Annotated in this window: 23 protein-coding genes; 8 read left to right on the top strand and 15 right to left on the bottom strand. The window is 60.4% G+C overall.

What is annotated here, in order from left to right; genetic code table 11:
- Positions 1–7 precede the first annotated feature (7 nt).
- Positions 8–679 (top strand): helix-turn-helix transcriptional regulator, encoded by a 672-nt coding sequence (locus ACR0C6_RS03650; RefSeq protein ID WP_480618292.1) that lies wholly within the window; start codon positions 8–10, stop codon positions 677–679.
- 58 nt (positions 680–737) lie between these two features.
- On the opposite strand, the gene ACR0C6_RS03645 is transcribed toward ACR0C6_RS03650, so the two are convergent.
- The 8 genes from ACR0C6_RS03645 to ACR0C6_RS03610 form a co-directional block, all read right to left on the bottom strand.
- Positions 738–1,904, bottom strand: a complete 1,167-nt coding sequence (locus ACR0C6_RS03645) for a LysM peptidoglycan-binding domain-containing protein (protein ID WP_480618291.1) — start codon at positions 1,902–1,904, stop codon at positions 738–740.
- A 62-nt stretch (positions 1,905–1,966) separates the two neighbouring features.
- Positions 1,967–2,617, bottom strand: a complete 651-nt coding sequence (locus ACR0C6_RS03640) for a protein-L-isoaspartate(D-aspartate) O-methyltransferase (RefSeq protein WP_152458180.1) — start codon at positions 2,615–2,617, stop codon at positions 1,967–1,969.
- Entirely contained in the window at positions 2,614–3,396 is a 783-nt protein-coding gene (gene surE / locus ACR0C6_RS03635; RefSeq protein ID WP_480445317.1) for a 5'/3'-nucleotidase SurE, read from the bottom strand. Before surE ends, ACR0C6_RS03640 begins: the two co-directional genes overlap by 4 nt.
- 114 nt (positions 3,397–3,510) lie before the next feature.
- Positions 3,511–4,605, bottom strand: coding sequence for an ABC transporter ATP-binding protein (locus ACR0C6_RS03630; RefSeq protein ID WP_171231521.1), 1,095 nt, complete (start codon positions 4,603–4,605; stop codon positions 3,511–3,513).
- A gap of 80 nt (positions 4,606–4,685) precedes the next feature.
- Positions 4,686–5,735, bottom strand: a complete 1,050-nt coding sequence (locus tag ACR0C6_RS03625; protein WP_480618290.1) for a methyltransferase domain-containing protein — start codon at positions 5,733–5,735, stop codon at positions 4,686–4,688.
- A 106-nt stretch (positions 5,736–5,841) separates the two neighbouring features.
- Positions 5,842–6,954: a hypothetical protein gene (locus tag ACR0C6_RS03620; protein ID WP_480618289.1), complete on the bottom strand. Its 1,113-nt coding sequence runs from the start codon at positions 6,952–6,954 to the stop codon at positions 5,842–5,844.
- Positions 6,955–6,956: 2 nt separating this feature from the next.
- Positions 6,957–7,736 carry an SDR family oxidoreductase gene (locus tag ACR0C6_RS03615; RefSeq protein WP_171639979.1) on the bottom strand — a complete coding sequence of 260 codons (780 nt, stop codon included), beginning with the start codon at positions 7,734–7,736 and terminating at the stop codon, positions 6,957–6,959.
- 73 nt (positions 7,737–7,809) lie between these two features.
- Positions 7,810–8,172 (bottom strand): SnoaL-like domain-containing protein, encoded by a 363-nt coding sequence (locus ACR0C6_RS03610; RefSeq protein WP_480618288.1) that lies wholly within the window; start codon positions 8,170–8,172, stop codon positions 7,810–7,812.
- A 109-nt stretch (positions 8,173–8,281) separates the two neighbouring features.
- Here ACR0C6_RS03610 and ACR0C6_RS03605 point away from each other — a divergent pair, with 109 nt between their 5' ends.
- The 4 genes from ACR0C6_RS03605 to ACR0C6_RS03590 all read left to right on the top strand — a co-directional run bounded on the left by ACR0C6_RS03605 (position 8,282) and on the right by ACR0C6_RS03590 (position 13,137).
- Positions 8,282–9,886 (top strand): peptide chain release factor 3, encoded by a 1,605-nt coding sequence (locus ACR0C6_RS03605; RefSeq protein ID WP_171167837.1) that lies wholly within the window; start codon positions 8,282–8,284, stop codon positions 9,884–9,886.
- A gap of 49 nt (positions 9,887–9,935) precedes the next feature.
- Positions 9,936–10,679 (top strand): hypothetical protein, encoded by a 744-nt coding sequence (locus tag ACR0C6_RS03600; RefSeq protein WP_480618287.1) that lies wholly within the window; start codon positions 9,936–9,938, stop codon positions 10,677–10,679.
- Positions 10,676–11,605 carry a glycosyltransferase family 2 protein gene (locus tag ACR0C6_RS03595; protein WP_480618286.1) on the top strand — a complete coding sequence of 310 codons (930 nt, stop codon included), beginning with the start codon at positions 10,676–10,678 and terminating at the stop codon, positions 11,603–11,605. The genes ACR0C6_RS03600 and ACR0C6_RS03595 overlap by 4 nt, the downstream gene beginning before the upstream one ends.
- 185 nt (positions 11,606–11,790) lie before the next feature.
- Positions 11,791–13,137 (top strand): DEAD/DEAH box helicase, encoded by a 1,347-nt coding sequence (locus ACR0C6_RS03590; protein WP_152458188.1) that lies wholly within the window; start codon positions 11,791–11,793, stop codon positions 13,135–13,137.
- Here ACR0C6_RS03590 and ACR0C6_RS03585 read toward each other — a convergent pair.
- Genes ACR0C6_RS03585 through ACR0C6_RS03575 form a run of 3 tightly spaced genes read right to left on the bottom strand, consistent with a single transcriptional unit; the run spans position 13,134 to position 15,156 of the window.
- Positions 13,134–14,036, bottom strand: coding sequence for an EamA family transporter (locus ACR0C6_RS03585; RefSeq protein WP_171639373.1), 903 nt, complete (start codon positions 14,034–14,036; stop codon positions 13,134–13,136). The two genes, ACR0C6_RS03590 and ACR0C6_RS03585, sit on opposite strands and share 4 nt — an antisense overlap.
- A gap of 21 nt (positions 14,037–14,057) precedes the next feature.
- Positions 14,058–14,960 (bottom strand): fatty acid desaturase, encoded by a 903-nt coding sequence (locus tag ACR0C6_RS03580; RefSeq protein ID WP_480618285.1) that lies wholly within the window; start codon positions 14,958–14,960, stop codon positions 14,058–14,060.
- Positions 14,953–15,156 (bottom strand): DUF2061 domain-containing protein, encoded by a 204-nt coding sequence (locus tag ACR0C6_RS03575; protein WP_480445325.1) that lies wholly within the window; start codon positions 15,154–15,156, stop codon positions 14,953–14,955. Before ACR0C6_RS03575 ends, ACR0C6_RS03580 begins: the two co-directional genes overlap by 8 nt.
- Before the next feature lie 108 nt (positions 15,157–15,264).
- Here ACR0C6_RS03575 and ACR0C6_RS03570 point away from each other — a divergent pair, with 108 nt between their 5' ends.
- A complete protein-coding gene (locus ACR0C6_RS03570) occupies positions 15,265–16,134 on the top strand; it encodes a helix-turn-helix domain-containing protein (protein ID WP_480445327.1) in 870 nt (289 codons plus the stop codon).
- A 79-nt stretch (positions 16,135–16,213) separates the two neighbouring features.
- Positions 16,214–16,396, top strand: coding sequence for a hypothetical protein (locus tag ACR0C6_RS03565; protein ID WP_117868740.1), 183 nt, complete (start codon positions 16,214–16,216; stop codon positions 16,394–16,396).
- Position 16,397: 1 nt separating this feature from the next.
- Here the strand turns inward: ACR0C6_RS03565 and ACR0C6_RS03560 are convergent, their stop codons facing one another.
- The 4 genes from ACR0C6_RS03560 to bcoG all read right to left on the bottom strand — a co-directional run bounded on the left by ACR0C6_RS03560 (position 16,398) and on the right by bcoG (position 19,921).
- Positions 16,398–17,156, bottom strand: coding sequence for an SDR family oxidoreductase (locus ACR0C6_RS03560; RefSeq protein WP_480618284.1), 759 nt, complete (start codon positions 17,154–17,156; stop codon positions 16,398–16,400).
- Positions 17,153–18,619, bottom strand: a complete 1,467-nt coding sequence (locus tag ACR0C6_RS03555) for a carnitine 3-dehydrogenase (RefSeq protein WP_480618282.1) — start codon at positions 18,617–18,619, stop codon at positions 17,153–17,155. The genes ACR0C6_RS03560 and ACR0C6_RS03555 overlap by 4 nt, the downstream gene beginning before the upstream one ends.
- Before the next feature lie 8 nt (positions 18,620–18,627).
- Complete coding sequence (locus tag ACR0C6_RS03550; protein ID WP_171231512.1) at positions 18,628–18,945, bottom strand: hypothetical protein; 318 nt, start codon at positions 18,943–18,945, stop codon at positions 18,628–18,630.
- Between the two features lie 61 nt (positions 18,946–19,006).
- A complete protein-coding gene (gene bcoG, locus ACR0C6_RS03545) occupies positions 19,007–19,921 on the bottom strand; it encodes a 3-dehydrocarnitine:acetyl-CoA trimethylamine transferase BcoG (protein ID WP_171115578.1) in 915 nt (304 codons plus the stop codon).
- Between the two features lie 133 nt (positions 19,922–20,054).
- Between bcoG and ACR0C6_RS03540 the strand changes: the two genes are divergently transcribed.
- Positions 20,055–21,041: a GlxA family transcriptional regulator gene (locus tag ACR0C6_RS03540; protein ID WP_480445332.1), complete on the top strand. Its 987-nt coding sequence runs from the start codon at positions 20,055–20,057 to the stop codon at positions 21,039–21,041.
- Positions 21,042–21,069 lie beyond the last annotated feature (28 nt).

The following is a 21,069-nucleotide window of genomic DNA, read 5'->3' as shown; positions in this document are numbered from 1 at the left end:
GCGTGTCATGCGCCGAACTGACCGCCTGTTCGATATCATCCAGATCCTGCGCGACGGCAAACTGCACCGCGCGCAGGACATCGCGGACCGGCTGGAAGTGTCGGTCCGTACCATCTATCGCGACATGGACACACTGGTCGCCTCGGGTGTTCCGGTCGAAGGAGAGCGCGGCGTGGGTTACATGGTGCGCGAGCAGATCACCCTGCCGCCGCTGAATCTGACCCCAGCCGAGCTTGAGGCCCTGAACCTCGGCATGGCGATCGTGGCCGAGGCCGCAGATACAGACCTGAAAGCCGCCGCGAACTCTCTGGCAGACAAGATCGATGCCGTTCTGCCCACACAGGTTGTGGCCGAAGCCGATAGCTGGAAATTCGCGGTCTACCCTTTTGCAGATGCAGCCCGCGGGCTTGCACATATGGCTCCGATCCGCGCGGCCATCAAATCACGCCAAAAGCTTCGGCTGTCCTACCGCCGCATTGACGGCGTTCTGACTGAACGCACAATCCGTCCGCTTCACATGGAGTACTGGGGCCGCGTCTGGACGCTCACAGCATGGTGCGAACTGCGCAACGGCTTCCGCGTCTTCCGCATCGACCTGATCGAGTCCGTCTCGCCGCTGCCGGAGATCTTCGCAGACGAGCCCGGCAAACGTCTGAGCGACTACGACCCAAACGCCTGACAGGCAGCCGTATTCAGAAGTGTTTCGGGCAGAGGCACAGCCCGAAACGAGCGATGTATCATTTCAGGTAGGGATCCGGATCCACTGATTCAAAACCTTTGCGCACCTCGAAATGCACATAGGCATCGTCTCCGCCCCTCAATTGCGCCAGCTTTTGTCCACGGCGTACACTATCACCTTTCTTGACGCTGATGCCATCAACATTGGCATAGACCGTCAGCAGATCGTTTTTGTGTTTGACCACGATGATCGGAACCTGATCCGCGTCCGCGGTGATTGCCGCTACGGTTCCCGCCTCAGCCGCGGTGACGGCTGTGCCGGGGGCCGCAGCGATGTCGATACCTTCGTTCTTGCCCTTTTTATAGCCGCGGATGATGGTGCCGCTGACCGGCAGGGACAGGGCCGTAGATCGCGTGTTTGTCGGGGCTTCGGCAGTCACATCAGGGGCTTCAGCGCGCGGCGCGACCTTTTCGTCGGGCAAGGGCTGCGTGGCACTTGGAGGCGTCGGCGTCGGCGACCCCTGCCCCGGCTCCGTTACCTCGGTGGCCGCAACCGGTGCCGCTGCAGCAGCGCTTTGACGTGGCGCGGACTGGTTCTTGACCGGGATCAACAGAAACTGACCTTCACGCACGGTGAAGTCGGACCCCAGACCGTTCCATTCCGCCAGCGATTCCACCGGCACCTGATAGAGGCGCGAAATCGTGTAAGCCGTTTCGCCGCGCTTGACCTTGTGGCGGACAGGTTCCGGCCCGCTTGCGACGGGCGCCGGGGCTGGCTTGGCGGGCTCCAGCGTCGTTGTCCGGACGCCCCCCGTTTCAGGGGCCTGATCAATGGCGGCTCCGGCAACTGATGCGATATCTACGCCACTGCCTGCACCTACCGAACGCGGCAAGGCCAGAACTTCGCCCTCTCGCAGGGTATCGGTCGTCTGAAGGCCGTTGAACCGAGACAGCTCACCCTCGGGCAGGCCGACACGCGCGGCCACATCGCGCACCGTGTCGCCGCGTCGGGCCACGACAACCTGGTAGTTCGGATAGGTTATAACCCCCCGGCTGTCGGGCGACGGGCGCGACGTTGTTGCCGACTGCACTGCATCAGTGGTCGAAAATCCGCCGACCTGACCGCGCAGGTCATAATCCAGTGGCCCTTCACACCCAGCCAGAATGGCCAGAGCGGCCACTCCGGTCGCGCAGCGACGCATAGCTGATTTGGATACTGCACTCATAATTCTGTCCTCAACGCCTGCCCCTGTTGTCCGGGGTTTCGACGACCAATTTATCAAGCCTGTTACGCCTCGTCCTTGCCAAGCCCCTCAAGCAGAGGCACGAAACGGACCGACGTCAATTCTTCATAGTCCAGACCGGCCTCGGTGCGCGTTACTTTGATCAACTGCTGCACCGTGTCCGACTGACCCACGGGTAAAACCATAATACCCCCGATTTTCAGCTGCGCCAAGAGCGGTCCCGGAGGGTCTTCGGCCGCGGCCGTCACGATGATCCGATCAAACGGAGCCTGTTCCGGCAAGCCAAAGGATCCATCCGACAACATGGCCGTTATATTCGTAAGCCCCAAATCGGCAAAAAGCTTCCCTGTCTCGCTGACCAGCCGCCGATGGCGTTCGACCGTATAGACCCTGCGCGCCAGTTTCGACAGGATTGCGGCCTGGTAACCTGACCCGGTTCCGATCTCGAGCACGGTATCGCGCGGCCGAACGTCCAGCGCCTGCGTCATGAGACCAACGACCGACGGCTGACTGATCGTCTGACCGCAGGAGATCGGCAATGGCATGTCCTCGTAAGCGCGATCTGCGAACAGGCCGGTGACAAAGCGGCCCCGATCAACCTGTTCCATTGCCTCCAGAACGCGCGCATCCGTGACCCCCCGTTTGCGCAGGGCAAACAGGAACTGCATCACGGTTTCCGGGTCCAGTCCGCTCATTCGACCGCCTTCAATGCCTCCAGCATGTCATATGCGGTCAAGTCGGCGCGCATCGGCGTAACCGAGATATAGCCTTCCAGATTGACCGCAGCATCCGTTCCCGGCGCAGTCGGGTTATGCTGATAGCCGCCCTTGATCCACAGGAACCGCCGCCCCGAGGGCGAGCTGTGCGGCTCCACCGAAAAATGCGTGTCGCGCCGGAAACCCTGCGCGGCAACGCGCGTACCGCGCACTTCATCTGCCGGGACAGGTGGGAAGTTCACGTTGTAAAACAGGCGGTAATCGCCCTGCTCGGCCGGGGTTGCATCCAAAATACGCCGGACCAGATCGGCCCCGAACCGCGCGGCAGCCTCGAACGGGTCGTCCAGCCCCAGATTTCGCGGGCCGAAATACTGTGACAGAGCAATCGCAGGAACCCCCTGCAGCGCCGCTTCCATCGCTCCGCCGATAGTGCCCGAATAAAGCGTGTTCTCGGCCGAGTTGTTGCCCCGGTTCACGCCGGACAGGACCAGATCCGGCGGGCTGTCTGACATCACGTCATGCAGCCCCGCCAATACACAATCCGCAGGCGACCCCTCCGCCGCATAACGCCGTTCGCCCAGCTTGGCGATCATCGTGGGATGGGTATAGCTGATGCAATGCCCGACACCCGATTGTTCAAAGGCGGGCGCGACCACCCAGACCTCACCATCCGGACCTGCCAGTTCGGCAGCGATCGCCTCCAGCGTGATCAAGCCCGGAGCGTTGATCCCGTCATCATTGGTCAGAAGAATACGCATGTGCCCGATTTACCCCCGCGTTTGGCCCTTGATAGACCCAGCCCCGCGATGCGGCAAGCGACGCGACCCTGCAATCTGAGGCTTTCGCGCACCACTTGCACGGAAATCGCGAGGTTAACTCTGCGCCTCGGGGAAAACGAAACATTTGTCGCGACGAATGGTCAGCCACATGACACGGCCCGGATTGGGCACAAAGACATTGGGGACCGTCGCCCTGAGGATCGAGCCGTCGTAGTCCATGCGAAACTCGACCAGGCTTTCGTTTCCCAGAAAACGCGCACGCTCGACCACGCCCCGCGCGGCAACGCCATCGGTCGCGGTCGGCAGCGGGCCCTTTCCGTTGCGGTCGAAATCCAGTTTGACATGCTGGGGGCGAAATACGATCTCGACATCCGTTCCATCCGGAATACCCGGCGCCAGAAACTGGCCGAACGGCGTGTCTGCCAGCGCTCCGTTCACCTGCGCCCGCAACACGTTGACATCACTGAAAAAGGCCACGGCCGCCTTGTCCGCCGGCCGGGTATAGACATTGTATGGCGCGCCCTGCTGGACGATCTTGCCGCGCCGCATCAGCGCGATCTCATCCGCCATCCGCATCGCCTCTTCCGGTTCATGCGTAACCAGCAGAACGGCCGCATCCTCTTCCTTGAGAATGGACAGCGTCTCATCCCGAATACCGTCGCGCAGACGGTTGTCGAGGCCCGAAAAGGGCTCGTCCATCAGCATGATCCGGGGCCGTGGCGCCAAAGCGCGGGCTAGGGCCACACGTTGTTGCTCGCCGCCCGACAGCTGATGTGGGAACCCGTCGATGAACCGCATCAGGTCCACTTTGCGCAAAAGCTCTTCGACCCGGGCTCGTTTTTCGTCCTTGCTGCCTTTCAGGCCAAAGGCCACGTTGTTGGCCACGCTCAAATGAGGAAACAGCGCAAAGTCCTGAAACATCAACCCGATCTCGCGCCGCTCTGGGGGCACCCGAAACACGGTGTCGCAGATCAGTTTGCCATCGACGTAGATCTCGCCCGAGTCTTGCATCTCGACCCCGGCGATCATGCGCAGGGTGGTGGATTTCCCGCAACCTGACGGCCCCAGCAAACACGTCACCTTGCCGGCCTGCACGGTCAATGAAACGTCATCCACAACAACCCGCCCCTCGAACCGGCGAATAATGTTGCGAATTTCCAGACGCGGAGGAGTTGCGTTTCCTGTCACCGATGGACCCCATTGCCTTTCCCGATCAAATCCATCGGGCTTGGGCGGGGATAGCAACCCCGCCCCTCAGGTGCAAGAGATCAGCAGCAACCGCCGGATGATGCGATTTCACCTGTTGCCTCGAACGGGCTTTCGCCGCCGCAGCCCTCGAAAATGCCGAAATGGGTGGAAAAATCACCGATAAAGTCGAAGTGGCGGGCAAACCGCGTGTCCCGCAGCATCATCCAGGTATTGCCGCAGACCGGAAAGACTTTGCCGGTTTCGATGACGTGGTGATCGTCCAGTACAAACGCATGCGGCGCGTTGGGAACAGTGCCTTTGTAGATCACCGCTTGGCCGTAATCCTCGCAGGCCGGTTCCAGCGCCGGCAGCTTGAACAGACGGTAGGTCGCCGACAGGAATCTGAGCGGGGCAACACGTTCTTCCAGCGCAGGATTCTCGATGGTCAGCGGGCGGTGCGTCACCCGGCGCGGATCACCGAAACCTGCCTTGCGCGCCATCGACAGGAAATCATTCCAGTACAATGCACCCGACAGGCATTCGCCATACAGAACCTCATCCTCGGCCATCGCCTTCGGGACACGGCGGTCGGCATAGACGTCCGAGAAATACATCTCGCCGCCTTCTTTCAGCAACCGATGCGCGCCGCGCAGCACGGCATCCTTGTCGGTCGCCAGGTTGATGACGCAGTTCGAGACGATGATGTCGAACGATCCGGGTTCCAGATCCAATTCCTCCAGCTTCTCGATATAGCCTTGATGGAATTCAACGTTGCTTTTGGCGTGCCCAAAGGCTTGGGCGTGATAGTCCTGATGCGCGCGGGCAACGTCCAGTTGTTCGGGCGTCATGTCCACACCGACGACCCGGCCTTTTTCACCAACCATGGCAGACAGCGCATAGACATCGCGCCCCGCCCCACAGCCAAGATCCAGAATCGACACGCCCTCGAGATCCTGAGGCGCGATCAGACCGCACCCGTAATATCGGGTCAGCACATCGTCATGAATCCTGGACACTATCCGCTTGAGATGATCCGGCATGTCGTCCGGCGTGCAACAGGCGTTGGTCTGCAAGTCCGCACTGCTTTGCAGGACTTCACCATAATAATTCCGTACCGAATCGTGTTTCATCGCTGCTTCCCCGTCATGCGTGTCTGTACGCAGCTAGTGCAGCGGCCTTGCATTCGCAATCCGGCCACGGTCGTTCTGACGAAAGCGTGAGTGTTCCTGCGCCCAACTAACCCAACAACTCAAAGTCCACGCCGGCACGGACAACGCCGTTCACCTGAACCTCAAGCCGATGCGCGCCGGGGATCAGCCTGAAGGTAGACGCATCACCCTTCAGCCTGTGGCGCTTGGCCAAAGTGAGCCTGCCGTTGTTCAAAGCCGCTTGTTTCAGCTTGTACACCTTGCATGATTTTTTTCCCGCAGGGCGCTGAAAATAAATAATATAATCCACCAGAACCGGTTGTTTCCCTGCCCCGGTCAGATCAACGGAAAACTCCAGCGCTTCGCCGATACGGGCCTCGGAACCCAGATCAATTGTCACGGCGATATCCGCAGCAGGGTCATATCCCAGCATCTTCATCGCCTCTGGGTGCCCGGCCTTGACCAATCCACGCAGCGTATGAGAGGTCATCCACTCCAGCTCTGCCGCGGTCTGTCGCGCCTCGGTGCGCCACTTGTCCAGACGCCCCAGCACCAGGCCCGGGTCTTTCTTGGTGATATCATTCAAATGGTTGGCTACCGACCGCGTCACATACCGGGTCGGATCGCCGTGCAACCGGTCCAACAGCGGCAACGGGTCCGTCAGACCCAGACCGATGCCCTGCCCCCATGGCAGACGGGGCCGCGTTCCCTCGCTGACCAATCGGCGCACGTGATAGCTGCCGTGGGTGCACCAGTCCTGCATCCGCCCAAGCACCCTGTCCGGGGCATGGTTCAGAAAAGGCCGAATGGCCCATTCCATCGAAAACCGCTGCGTCAGTTCCTCCAACACATCCAGAGACAGATCAACGTGATCCAGCCCGATGGCCGCAACCCATTCACCCAGCGGCGCGAAAATGAAATCGCCGAAATCATCATCCGATTTGGCAGGGTCCAGCGGAGGCGGCAAAGACCGCAAAATCACCGGGGCGACTGTCGGCAAGTCGCCCGGCACGACCTGTTGCAGACATGTCGCGATCCAGCTCATGCGCTGTTTCAGTTCCAGTTCAGGCAGACGTGACATGACCTGTGCCTGAAACGCAGAGGCGTCGAAACCCGGTTCAGCATCCAAGAACAAGTCGCTGAGAAAACTGACCTTCTCAGCGTTGAACAACTGATCTTTCAACGAAAACCCCTGCGCCATGATCACATCGTCAGGTTGGTCGCACCGCCGTCCAGCAGGATATTCTGGCCAACGATGAAGCCCGCATGTTGCGAACACAGAAACGCGCAGGTCGAACCAAACTCCTGCCGTGAACCATAGCGCCTGACCGGGATCGTCGCCGCACGGTTGGCACGCGCTTCGTCAATCGAAATACCCTGTTGCGCCGCCACACCGCTGTCCAGAGAATCCGCCCGATCCGTGGCGTGGATGCCCGGAAGCAGGTTGTTGATGGTCACCCCGTGTGGCGCCACCTGACGCGAGGTTCCGGCCACATAGCCCGTCAGACCTGTACGCGCCGCGTTTGACAGGCCCAGAACCGCAATCGGCGCTCGCACGGATTGCGAGGTGATATTCACCACCCGGCCCCAACCCTTTTCCATCATTCCGGGAAGCAGGGCCTTCATGAATGCAATCGGCGTCAACATGTTGGCATCCAGCGCCTTGATGAAATCATCACGCTCCCAGTCCGACCACGATCCGGGCGGCGGTCCACCGGCATTTGTCACAAGAATATCAACGCCCTGCGCGGCCTCGATCACCTGCGCCTGACCGTCGGGCGTGGTCACGTCGCAGGCCACGGTCTGCACCTCGACGCCGTGTTCTGACCGAAGGCGTGCGGCTTCAGCCTCCAACACCTCGGTGCCGCGTGCGTTCATCACCAGATTCACGCCAGCCGCAGCAAGCGCCTCGGCGCAGCCAAGACCCAATCCCTTGCTGCTGGCACAGACCAGCGCGCGTTTTCCTTGAATTCCCAGATCCATCGGATCCTCCCTGTCAGTCATCGCCGCTTGTCTAGCACCGGCCAGACAGGGAAGACCAGAAACGGATCGTCGATCAATAGAAGAACTCTTCCCGTATGATCTTGCCGTCGGCGACGTGATAGACACCTACTTCGCGCATATCGAACGCTTCGCCGGTTTCCTTCACGGTGCCCTGCACTTCGAAAATCACGGCAAAACGGTCGTCGCCATGAGGAAGCGGGTCGCTGACAGACGCACCAGACACTTCATGAGCGCTTTCCCACCACTCATGCTTGCCACGGATGGCGTCGATCCCTTTGGTTTCCCGACCCATTCCCTGAAAATCCTGCCCTTCGACCGACACCGCATCCGGCGCATACAGCCTGGACAGGTTTTCCTTGGCCCGGTCTTCCCGGCAACCAGCCACGAGTTCATCGGCAATCTCTTTCAAATTCATTGATCCACTCCATCATTTGTTCACTATATGTTCTTTTTGCCACAGACCCATGATTCGTACCAGACCCTTTGTCTTGCTTCGGCAGGATTCCCCGCATATACGCGCGCTCATGCTTGATACCTCGAACCAACCCACCCTGCCGCCCGAGATCGCCCGACGCCGGACGTTCGCCATCATCTCGCACCCGGATGCGGGAAAGACCACGCTGACGGAAAAGTTCCTGCTGTACGGGGGCGCGATCCAGATGGCCGGTCAGGTGCGTGCCAAGGGCGAGGCGCGGCGGACCCGGTCGGACTTCATGCAGATGGAAAAGGATCGCGGCATCTCGGTCTCGGCCTCGGCGATGTCGTTCGACTATGGCAACTTCCGGTTCAACCTTGTGGATACACCCGGCCACAGCGATTTTTCGGAGGATACCTATCGCACGCTGACAGCCGTGGATGCCGCAGTGATGGTGATCGACGGTGCGAAGGGCGTGGAAAGCCAGACGCAGAAGCTGTTCGAGGTCTGCCGCCTGCGTGATCTGCCGATCCTGACCTTCTGTAACAAGATGGACCGCGAAAGCCGCGATACGTTCGAGATCATCGACGAAATTCAGGAAATGCTGGCGATTGACGTGACGCCCGCCGCGTGGCCGATTGGCGTGGGCCGCGACTTTATCGGCTGCTATGACATGCTGCGCGACCGGCTGGAACTGATGGACCGCGCCGACCGCAACAAGGTGGCCGAAAGCATCGAGATCAACGGGCTGGACGACCCCAAACTGGCCGAGCATGTGCCTGCCGAATTGCTGGACAAACTGCTGGAAGAGGTCGAGATGGCGCGCGAACTGCTGCCCGCGCTTGACCCGCAGGCGGTACTGGAAGGCCACATGACCCCGATCTGGTTCGGTTCGGCCATTAACTCGTTCGGCGTCAAGGAACTGATGGAAGGCATCGGCGCCTATGGCCCGCAGCCACAGGTTCAATCCGCAGAACCCCGCCAGATTTCCCCCGACGAAAAGAAAGTTTCAGGCTTTGTTTTCAAGGTTCAGGCCAACATGGATCCCAAACACCGCGACCGGGTGGCCTTTGTCCGTATGGCCAGCGGTCACTTCAAGCGCGGCATGAAGCTGACCCATGTGCGGTCGAAAAAGCCGATGGCGATCTCGAACCCGGTGTTGTTCCTGGCCTCTGACCGCGAGTTGGCGGAAGAGGCCTGGGCCGGTGACATCATTGGCATTCCCAACCACGGGCAGCTGCGCATCGGTGACACCCTGACCGAAGGCGAAGCGCTGCGGGTGACCGGCATCCCATCGTTCGCGCCGGAGCTTCTGCAAGGCGTCCGCGCGGGCGACCCGATGAAAGCCAAGCATCTAGAAAAAGCCCTGATGCAATTCGCCGAAGAAGGTGCGGCCAAGGTGTTCAAGCCTTCGATCGGCTCGGGCTTTATCGTGGGGGTCGTGGGTGCATTGCAGTTCGAAGTGCTCGCCAGCCGGATCGAGATGGAATACGGCCTGCCGGTACGGTTCGAGGCATCGCAGTTCACCTCGGCCCGCTGGGTCAGCGGTGACAAGGCCGAAGTCGAGAAATTCGTGGGCGCCAACAAGCAGCACATCGCGCATGATCATGACGGCGACATCGTCTATCTGACGCGCCTGCAATGGGATATCGATCGGGTGGTCCGTGACTATCCCGCGCTGAACCTGACCGCGACAAAAGAGATGATGACCTGAGGCAACTGTCTGATTGCACAGGCAGGTTTGGCTGTGCAATCCTGCGCGCATGAGTGACGACGAACTGACCTATCCCGGCGGCCTGCCCGACATGCTGGACAGCTTTGAGAACCGGCGCAGCCCGTTTCAGTTCGGCACCCTGACCCTGCCCGAGCTTGACGTCGATCTGGATGACCTGGCCAAACGCATCGTACCTGACTCCGCCACCGAATTGCCGCCCGGGCGCAGCACCACCTGGGATCGCAAACGCGTTCAGATCGCGCGGGAATTCGTCGGAAAGTCAGAGCTTGCCTTCCTGAACGCCCAGCTGATCTCGAACCTCAGAAAACGCTCCTTTCCGCGTCAGGCCCCTGCGCTGTTCTGCCGGTTGTGGGACGAACAATCCGACCATCTTCTTTCCGCCCTCGACCTGCGTTGGCTGGTATCGTCTGTTCAGACCTTTGCGGATCACGGTCAGACGCCGACACAGCGCGAGGTCGGACATGCCTTGCGCGTGTTCTTCAGCATGATGAAGCTGTATGAGTTCGAGCGGCTCTTCTCGGGGCTGGCCCCGGAAACGCCGTTTCAGTTCAAGGACAGGAACCACGTCCCGCTGCCCTATCAGATGAAAGGCTTTTCCTTTGAAAAAGGCGGGCTTGACGTCAATCTCATCGCTCCGATCTGGACCAGGGCGATGAACGATCCCACGATTGCACCGCTGGTGGATCACCTGATGATCCAATTGAACAAGGACCCAGGTGGAGTTTTTCGACGCCTGAAACGCATGCGCGACACCCGCGCACCGCGCAAATGACCACCTGGGGCATTGTCTCCATGGTCCGGGGACCAACCAAAGACGTCCTTCGGTTCGTGGCCCATCACCTCGAACTGGGGGCGGATTTCATATATATCTACATGGACGAACCCAACCGCCGCACGTTCAGGGCTCTGAGAATGCATCCCAAGGTCCGGGTCCGTAACTGTGATGACGCCTTTTGGGAAAAACGCGGACGCGCACGGCCGGAAAAGCATCAGGTGCGCCAGTCGGTTCACGCCACTTTTGCCTATCGAAACACTCGGCTGGATTGGTTGACACATATCGATGTGGATGAGTTTCTTTGGCCGGCGGCCCCCATTTCCGATGTTCTGCGCGATGTTCCAGACACGGTTCCCGCGGTGCGCGTCCGCCCGTTGGAGGCCTTGGCCGAGGGCGATAACCTGTACAAAGCTCATATCCCGCATGGCCCGAACCGCGAATCGCTGGTCGAGACCATTTACCCGAATTACGGCGCCTTCGTCATGGGCGGTTTCCTGAGTCACGTGCAGGGAAAGCTGTTCGTGCGCACCGGCTTGAAGAACCTGAGCATCCGCATCCACAACTTGTTTCAGAACAAGGTGCTGCTGCCCTGCAAATACGAGCTTCCGCAGATCGATCTGTGCCATCGTCATGCCCCGGACTGGGACCACTGGATAGCGCACTACCAGTTCCGCATGGATCGTGGCTCGTATCAGGCCGGCATGGCTCCGAATGTTCCGCGCGAACAGGGGGGGCTGAGCAAGAACGAACTGCTCAATTGGATCGAGGCCGAACAGGGCATGGTCGGGCTGCGTGCGTTCTACAATGAAATGAGCGGCGCGGACGCAGAGGTGCGCGCCAACCTGGAACGCCACGGCCTGCTGCGCCACCGCCCATTGAACCTGGACGAAAAACTACAGAAACACTTCCCCGGAAGTTGCTGAATTGTTGCTGAAATTCACCGCAGACAACAGGCAGGGTCAGGTGAAATTCTCTTCATTTGACCCCGATCAACGTTTTTGTTATGTCCGCGTACAAGCCGAAATGTCGCATTACGCGCATGGCCATCCGGGCCCGGCAAATCTTTGACGCGCGGGCCAGGTCAAGTGTCCGCAAAAACCGGACATACATGACAAAATTCAACGAACTGAACCTGAACCCGAAGGTCCTCAAAGCCATTGAAGAGGCCGGATACGAATCCCCCACTCCGATCCAGGAAGGCGCGATTCCGCCCGCTCTGGAAGGCCGTGATGTCTTGGGGATTGCCCAGACCGGCACTGGCAAGACCGCCAGCTTCACACTGCCGATGATCACCCTGCTGGCCCGTGGCCGCGCCCGCGCGCGCATGCCGCGCTCGCTGGTGCTGTGTCCGACGCGGGAACTGGCCGCCCAGGTGGCCGAGAATTTCGACACCTATACCAAACACCTGAAACTGACCAAGGCGCTGTTAATCGGTGGCGTCAGCTTCAAAGAGCAAGAGGCCCTGATCGATCGCGGCGTCGACGTTCTGATCGCCACTCCGGGCCGCCTGCTGGACCATTTCGAACGTGGCAAGCTTCTGCTGACCGGTGTTCAGATCATGGTGGTGGACGAAGCCGACCGGATGCTGGATATGGGCTTTATTCCTGATATCGAACGCATCTTCTCGCTGACGCCGTTCACGCGGCAGACATTGTTCTTCTCGGCGACAATGGCTTCCGAGATCGAGCGCATCACGGATACTTTCCTGTCCGCCCCTGCCCGGGTTGAAGTCGCCCGGCAAGCGACCGCATCCGAGACGATCGAACAGGGCGTTGTCATGTTCAAAGGCGGCCGTCGGGACCGTGAAGCAAGCCAGAAACGCAACGTGCTGCGCGCCTTGATCGACGCAGAGGGCGAAAAGTGCACCAACGCAATCATCTTCTGCAACCGCAAGACAGATGTCGATATCTGCGCGAAATCGCTGAAGAAATACGGCTATGACGCTGCCGCGATCCATGGCGATCTGGACCAATCGCAACGGATGAAGACGCTGGACGGGTTCCGCGACGGATCATTGCGTCTGCTGGTTGCATCCGACGTCGCTGCGCGCGGTCTGGATGTTCCAGCCGTCAGCCACGTGTTCAATTTCGACGTCCCCGGCCACCCCGAGGATTACGTGCACCGTATCGGCCGCACCGGTCGCGCCGGGCGCGAAGGCAAGGCCATCACGATCTGCTCGGTCCGCGATGAAAAAGCCCTGGCTGCGATCGAAAAGCTGATCCAGAAGGACATCCCGCGCATCGACAATCCGGTCAAGGAAGAGCCCAAGCCTGAAAAGCCGAAGCCCGAGAAAAAAGCCCGGGACTCCGAAGCCAAGAAAGACACCCGGAAAGAGCGAGAGCCCAAAGGGCGTGGCCGCGGGCGCAAGGAAGACAATGGCCGGGCCGTGGTGGGTATGGGCGATCACCTGCCCAGCTTCATTGCCCTGAGCTTTGACGAGCGTCGTGCCGGCTAAATCGCCAGCACCAAGGCCAGTATCGAGACACCCAACAGCAACATCCCGGCGATTTCTCGCCGGGTGATCGTCTCGCGGAAAAACAGGATCGAGGCCATCAGGCTGAAGATCAGCTCTACCTGCCCCAACGCTTTGACATAGGCTGCGTTTTGCAGGGTGAAGGCCCAGAACCAACAAAACGAACCGCCCAGACTGGTCAGTCCGACAAACACACCGGTGGATCGGGTCTGCCACACCGCGCGCAGTTCGGCCCGGTCGCGCCACAACAGCCACAGGCCCATGCTGACAAACTGAAACGTCACGACGGCGGCCAGGGTGATCAGTGCGCGGAACCAGGCGTCGGCATCACCCAATTGCAACGAGGCCCCGCGATAGCTGACGGCGGAGAACGCAAACAAAACCCCTGATCCAAGCCCCAATTGGGACGCGCGGTTGGTCAGATGCCGCCACCAGGCGCCGCCTCCTCCGGGGGTTTTCGACAGCAAAAGCACCGCCATCAACCCCAACAGGATCGCAACCAGCGCGCCGCTGGAAACACTGTCGCCCAAAACCAGAAATCCGACGATCGCGGTCTGAATGACTTCGGTTTTCTTGAAGGTGATCCCGACCGCAAAGTTTCGTTGTTTGAACAACGCCACAACACAGATCGTCGCCAGGATTTGCGACGTACCTCCGATGACGGCGTACAGCCAGAACACTCCACCAATCGGAGGCAAGCTGGCGCCCGTCGTCAGCATCGCCACAAACAGCCCGGCAACGGCCAGCGGCATGGAATACGCAAATCGCGCAAAGGTCGCGCCGGCGGCGGACAGTTTCACGCTGCTCAAGGATTTTTGCAGCATGAACCGCACGGTCTGAAAACTGGCGGCGGCGATGGTGACAGGGATCCAGAGACTCATGTCCCCCGTTGTGTCGTCAAATCAAGACTTTGGCCAGAGCGGATGCGGCACCGGGTCCTTGGCGCGTAGCAGATACTGCCGGAAAATCTGTGCATAGGAGCGGTAAACATACGCCTCGTTGCAGGCCAGATACCTGTCTTTGCCATCCCGATACAAAGACGGTAGCCGATACCATGGTGCGGCGGGATTCATGTGATGAACAACATGCAGGTTGTTGTTCAGAAACAGAAACGCCAACGGCCCGCTGTCTTCGATAATCACGGTCCGCGCGCGAGACTTCTCGTGCGCGCGGTGTTCCAGAAACGTGCGGATCTTCAGCAATGCCAGCCCGATATAGGCCGAAATCAGATAGGTCCAGATCGGCATGGCCGATTGTGCAACGATCCACAGCACCGCAACCGCGCCGGGGATATGCAATGCCCAGGCCAGCAGGATCGCCCTGTCGCCGCGCCGCAGCCCCCGCCATTCGTCGCGCAGAAACAGCACCTGCCCAATGGCCGGGCCCAGAACCATCCGCCCCAGAAGCGTGTTGTTCAGGGCCAGCACAGCCTGCACGCCGCGCGGCAGGTCCGCCCAGACGTTGGGATCCAGATAGTTGGATTCGGGGTCGTCATACGGGTCGGTCAAGGTGGCATCCTGATGATGCGCCAGATGCAGATCGCGAAAACGGTTATACGGAATGGCCAGGGTCAGCGGCAGCGCCACCAGCGCCTCATTCAGCCATTTGGCTCGGAACGGGTGGCCGTGCAGGACTTCGTGCGTCAAAGACGAATGCAGGGCCGCAACAAAGCCCAAAGCCAGCACCGCCAACCACAGCGAAATATCCGCCAGCCAGAACAGCCCGACCAGCCATGCGGCATAGCAGCCGACGATCAGGGCAAATGTACCCCATTCGGGCGACTTGGGTGTTGAGGGCTCAGCCATTGCGCCCCCACGAAACTCCGTCCCAAATTCTTTCATAGACAATGTAAAGCGCCAGGCCGATGGCGGTATTCGCCAGCGCCAATGCCCCGCCGACGGCGGCCGAGCCTGTGGCGATCAGGCCCACCAGCGTCATGGTGGCCAGCCCCATGACACTCCACACGATTGCTTTCACGACAGATCTTCGCCGCGTTTCCATTCCGAACCCCATTCTTTTTGTTTTTACAAAGGGGTTACCGTTCAGTGCATGCGCTGAAAATTCTGAATATGATTAACAAAATTCATCAATTGTGATATTTTTCATCTTATGCAGGAAAATATCGACAAACGCGACCGCGCCGCTCAATTCCGCCTACGCCTTGCCCGCGCGATGGAGGACCGTCACGTCAGCCAAAGCGCGCTTGCGCGCCATATCGGCGTGGACCGATCAACCGTATCCCAGTTGTTGGCCGATCATGGCGCGCGTCTTCCCAATGCGCATGTTGTGGGTGGCTGCGCCGCAGCACTGGGCGTTTCGGCTGACTGGTTGCTGGGCCTGTCCGACAGACCGGAAAGCGCGGCGGAAATTCTGGCCAGTACCCTGTCCATTACCGAAGCGCCCCGCGCCCTGGTCGATGAGCGGATTTTCGACTGGCACAAAGAAGCCGCCGGGTACAAGATCCGCTATGTCCCGGCCACCCTGCCCGACATGCTCAAGACGCGCGCGGTGCTGGAGTGGGAATATGCCCCCCATCTGGGGCGCACGGCGGATCAGGCCATCGGTGCGTCCGAAGACAGGTTGGCGTGGATGCGCAGTGCGCAGTCTGATTACGAAATTGCCATGCCATTGTTCGAGATCGAGAGCTTTGCCAGCGGCACGGGGTATTACCATGGCCTTTGTCCGGAAATTCGTCTGGAGCAGATCGATCATCTGCTGGCGCTGTGTGAACAGCTTTATCCCCGAATGCGTGTCTATCTGTTCGATGCCAAACGGCTTTATTCAGCCCCTGTAACGATTTTCGGGCCGCTGCTGTGCGTTTTTTATGCAGGCAGTCACTATATGGCGTTCCGAGACCGGGACCGGATCGAGACGTTTTCACGTCACTTCGACACGCTTGTGCGCGAGGCCGATGTGGCCGCCCGCGATTTCCCGGACCACTTGCGACAACTCAGAACGGCTGTATCCGGCAAGAATTGATGCAGCGGCGCAAAACCTGTGCTATCGTCCCTTGGCGCGAACCAACGGGCATTCCGATCACAGACGGAGGACCACAGGAATGGACGCAATTCAAACCGCTCAATACGCGCGCGCACTATATGCCGCGCACGGAGACCGGGCCGAGGCGGAAGCCGCGCAGAAAATGCGTGAATGCGAAGCCGCCGGAAACCAGAAAGAGGCGCAGGATTGGCAGGCGGTCCGTCAGACCATCCGCCAGATCCGGGGACCAAATCAGGGCTGACCTACAGTTTTGGGTCGGGGTTGACCGTGTGCCCATCCACCGCAATCACCTGCCCAGACACCAGCCGTGCTGCGTCTGAAGCAAGAAAGACGGCCATATTGGCGATATCCTGCGCTTCCACAAAGCGCCCCATAGAGGTGCCCGAGGCATAGCCCTGATAGACCTCATCGCGGGTCATGCCTTTCGCAGCTGCCTCTCGGGCCAAGACACCTTCCATGCGCGGGCCTTCCACGGCACCCGGACAAATGGCGTTCGCGCGAATGCCCAGCGGTCCAAGTTCCATCGCCAGCGTTTTCATCAACCCTATGACCGCCCATTTGGCCGAAGCATAGGGCGCTCGGAACGGATAGCCGTACTGACCGGCGGTGGAAGAGGTCAGAATGATGCTGCCCGCCCGCGCCGACTTCATCATCGGGGCCGCGTGCTTGGCGGCCAGAAAGGCCCCGTCCAGATTGACCGCGACGCAGGCGCGCCATGCATTCAGATCGATATCCTCGATCGCGTTGGTCGGCCCGGCGATTCCGGCATTTGCGCACAGAACATCCAGCCCGCCTGCGGCCCCGACAGCCTGAAACACCGCGCTCATGTCGGCCTCACTTGTCACATCAGCCCTGTGCGCCACCCAATGGTCGGGCAAGATATCCAGGGGTGACTGGTCAATATCCGTTACCCAGACATCATAGCCAGCAACGTCAAACGCCGCGGCCATGGCATGACCGACACCCGATGCCCCGGCCGTTACCAATACGCGCCTGGTCACGATGGCTTCCGAATGGCGGCACCCGCCCCTTCAGGGTAAGGCAAACCGGCCTGTGCCTCGGCAATCCGCGCCATCGCTGCTTCGATCTTGGGCGACGGCGGGCTGGGACGGCGGGTTTCAAGACTGACATGCAGCAGAAAGCTCTCGCCCGTGGCCAACAGCTTGTCGCCTTCATACATGCTGTGAAAGACATGCAGCTTCTTGCCCTGCCCCAACAGCATCTGCGTGCGCACGTCGATCTTCGCCCCTGCATGGACCTCGTCGATGTAACGGATGTGGTTCTCGGCGGTGAAATAGCTGCCACCCGACGCGATATACTCCATATCGCAACCGATGATCTCCATGAAACGGTCCGTGGCGGCCGCAAAGGCTTCCAGATACTTGGCTTCGTTCATATGGCCGTTGTAATCCGTCCAGTCCAACGGAACGGCGCGGGACAGGGTCAGGATCGGCTGGCTCAGATCCGCCTGATCCAGCGACGGCAGGGCACCCGGTTTCAACAGCGCATCATGCTGGTTCAGCACCGCCCCCGCGCCATAATTCTGCGCCTTGAGGGCCCGCATCATGCCGACAAGATTGTTGTCGCGAATGCGTTCCAGTTCCCGGATTGAATGCATTCCGGATTGCGCGTCTGACTGATCGGCGATCAGGTCGACCAGTTCATCGGTGAATTCCGGCACGTCCATCAGCTTGGTCCAGGGCCATTTCAAGGCTGGCCCGAACTGAGCCATGAAATGCCGCATTCCCGCTTCACCTCCGGCCACTCGGTAGGTTTCGAACAATCCCATTTGCGCCCAGCGGATGCCAAAGCCCATCCGGATCGCCTCGTCGATTTCTTCGGTGGTTGCAATGCCATCCTTGACCAGCCAGAGCGCCTCGCGCCAGACGGCTTCCAGAAAGCGGTCGGCGATATGCGCGTCGATCTCTTTCTTGACATGCAGCGGAAAGAATCCAACCGAGGTCAGCAATTCCCTGGCCCGTTCAATCAACTGCTGTGGGTTTTTGTCGGTCGGCACCAGCTCGATCAGCGGCAGCAGATAGACTGGATTGAACGGGTGCGTCACGACGATCTGTTCGGGCCGCAAAGCACCTTCCTGAAGCTCGGATGGTTTGAACCCGCTGGTCGATGACCCGATGATCGCATCTGGATCACAAGCCTCCTGCAAGCCCTTGTAAACCTTCAGCTTCAAGTCCAGCCGCTCTGGCACGCTTTCCTGGATCCACATCGCGCCCTGTACGGCGTCGGCCATGTCGTCATGAAAGCTCAGTGCGCCCTCGGCCGGCAACGGAACGTCACTCAGCCCCGGCAGGGATCGCCGCGCATTGTCCAGTACTTCGCCTATTTTGCGTTCTGCTTCGGGGTCCGGGTCGAACACCCGAACGTCCCAGCCATTGAGCAGGAACCGTGCGGCCCATCCGCCGCCGATGACACCGCCACCGATAATTGCTGCCGTCTTTGTCATGCTGTCCTCTAATCGATACAGATTACCTGCGCGCGCCCCGCCTCATCCAGATGCGGAATGCATCCGAATTGCGGTGTCACCGCGCTGCATTGTTTGGTGTCCGACAGGCAGAACCCTGCGCAGTCAGAGGCTTTTTCACAGGAGTTTCCAGCGTCGGGCAATGGTTCAAAGCAGATAAACTGCCGTATCCGCCCGCCTATCTCATAGCTTCCCCCTTTGGCTTCGCAGTCCTTGCGGGCCAAAGGGTCTTCCGCGGTCTGTGCCACCCCGACCCGGGGCAGACATACGGCCAGAACCGTCGCGCAGATTACAAGCACCGATCGCATTGCTCACTTCCTTTTGCTGGCGCCCCTGCACTTACCGGTCATGGCAAGGGACGCAAGCAGGTCAACCTTTGGGCGCCCGTTTGACCAGCCCCAGCTTCTCGCGCACCTCGGCCGGGCCGATCACCCGCGCGCCCATGTTCTCGATGATGGTGCCTGCGCGTTCGACCAGTTGCCAGTTTTCGGCCAGCACACCCTTGTCCAGCCACAAGTTGTCCTCGAGCCCCACGCGCACATTGCCGCCCGCCAGAACCGAGGCCGCCACATAGGCCATCTGATGCCGCCCCAGCGAGAACGCGCTGAAGGTCCAGTCATCGGGCACGTTGTTTACCATCGCCATGAAGGTGTTCAGATCATCCGGCGCGCCCCACGGCACGCCCATGCACAGTTGAACCAGGGCGTTGGGTTCCAGAATTCCCTCTTTCACCAGTTGCTTGGCAAACCACAGATGGCCGGTGTCAAAGGCCTCGATCTCGGGTTTCACGCCCAGATCGGTCATCATCTGCCCCATAGCCCGCAACGCGCCGGGCGTATTGGTCATGACGTAATCCGCCTCGGCAAAGTTCATCGTCCCGCAATCCAGCGTGCAGATTTCGGGCAGACATTCGGCCACATGCGCCACACGCTCGGTCGCACCAACCAGATCGGTTCCAGCCTCGGCCAATGGCAACGGGTTTTCGATACCGCCGAACACCATGTCTCCGCCCATGCCAGCCGTAAGGTTCAGCACTGCGTCCACCTCGGCATCCCGAATCCGATCGGTCACCTCACGATACAGCGCCAGATCGCGCGACGGGGCACCTGTTTCGGGGTCGCGCACATGGCAGTGCACCACGGCAGCACCCGCCTTCGCGGCGGCAATCGCACTGTCGGCAATTTGCTTCGGTGAACGCGGCACATGAGGGCTTCGATCCTGCGTCCCGCCCGAGCCGGTCACGGCGCAGGTGATGAAGACTTCGCGGTTCATTTCCAGAGGCATGGCGTTTTCCCCAAGTTATACCCGGTTTTGCCTTGGGTTTTCCCCAGGCTTCTCCCCGGATTCCGATTTGCGTTCTGGCCCGACTCTGGCGCAGCCTTGGGAAAACCACTTGGCAGAATGCGAATCGAACTTGATGCAATCCGCAAAAAACATACTGCAACCCGAACATCGGGCCCTGAAAACCGCCGTTCTGGTGCTGGATGAATGCAACACGCTCAGCTTCGCCTCGGCGGTCGATCCGATGCGCGCTGCCAACCGCCTAGCGGACCGGCCCGCATTTGACTGGGACTATGTGACCGCCACAGCCGAACCCGCGATGCTGACCAGCGCCTTGCAAGTGCCCGGCATCCCGCTTGCTCGCCTGCAAGGCTGCGACCTCATGATTGTCGTCGCGGGCTTCCAACTGGCCCGCCACGCCACCCCCAGCCTGCTGGCCGGGCTGCGCCGCATTGCCGGTACCGGGGCGACGATGGCCGGGATTGACGGCGGCCCCTGGCTGCTGGCTGAGGCCGGGCTGCTGGACGGTCACTCTGCGACGACCCACTGGGAAGACCTGGAAAACTTCGCCACTCGTTTCCCCGACGTCGATGTGCGCCCCGACCGCTTTACTGTCTCGGACGGTCGCCTGACCTCGGGCGGCGCGATTCCCGCTGTCGAGATGATGCTGCACATCATCGCCGCCCGTCATGGCGCGGGTTTCGCCTCCCGTGTCTCGGGCCTGTTTCTGTATGATGGCGCGCCGGACCCCGGCACACCGCAAAGCCGCACCGGCGTTCCACATCGCCACACCGCGTTGACGGCAAAGGCGAATTCGCTGATGCAGGCATCCCTGGATGACCCCCTGCCACTGGCCCATATCGCAGACCAGCTGGGCACCAGCCCGCGCACCCTGCAACAACAGTTCCGCCTGCGCCTAAACACCACACCGCAGGATCACTATCTGCAACTGCGCCTGGCCGAGGCCCGCCGTCTGGTCACCGACACCGACCTTCCATTGATGGATGTCGCGCTGGCCACCGGTTTTGCCTCGCAATCCAGCTTCGCCCGCGCTTTCCGCACCGCGCATGGCCAATCTGCCCGCGACCTCAGGCAAGAGCGCGCGCACCCCACCCATCACTGACCGGATCCAACTTCATCTGGCCAGAAAT

The sequence above is a fragment of the Ruegeria sp. AL12 genome, assembly GCF_056540885.1.
The sequence above is the reverse complement of the archived record's forward strand: the minus strand, read 5'-3'. Positions and strand labels throughout refer to the sequence as shown.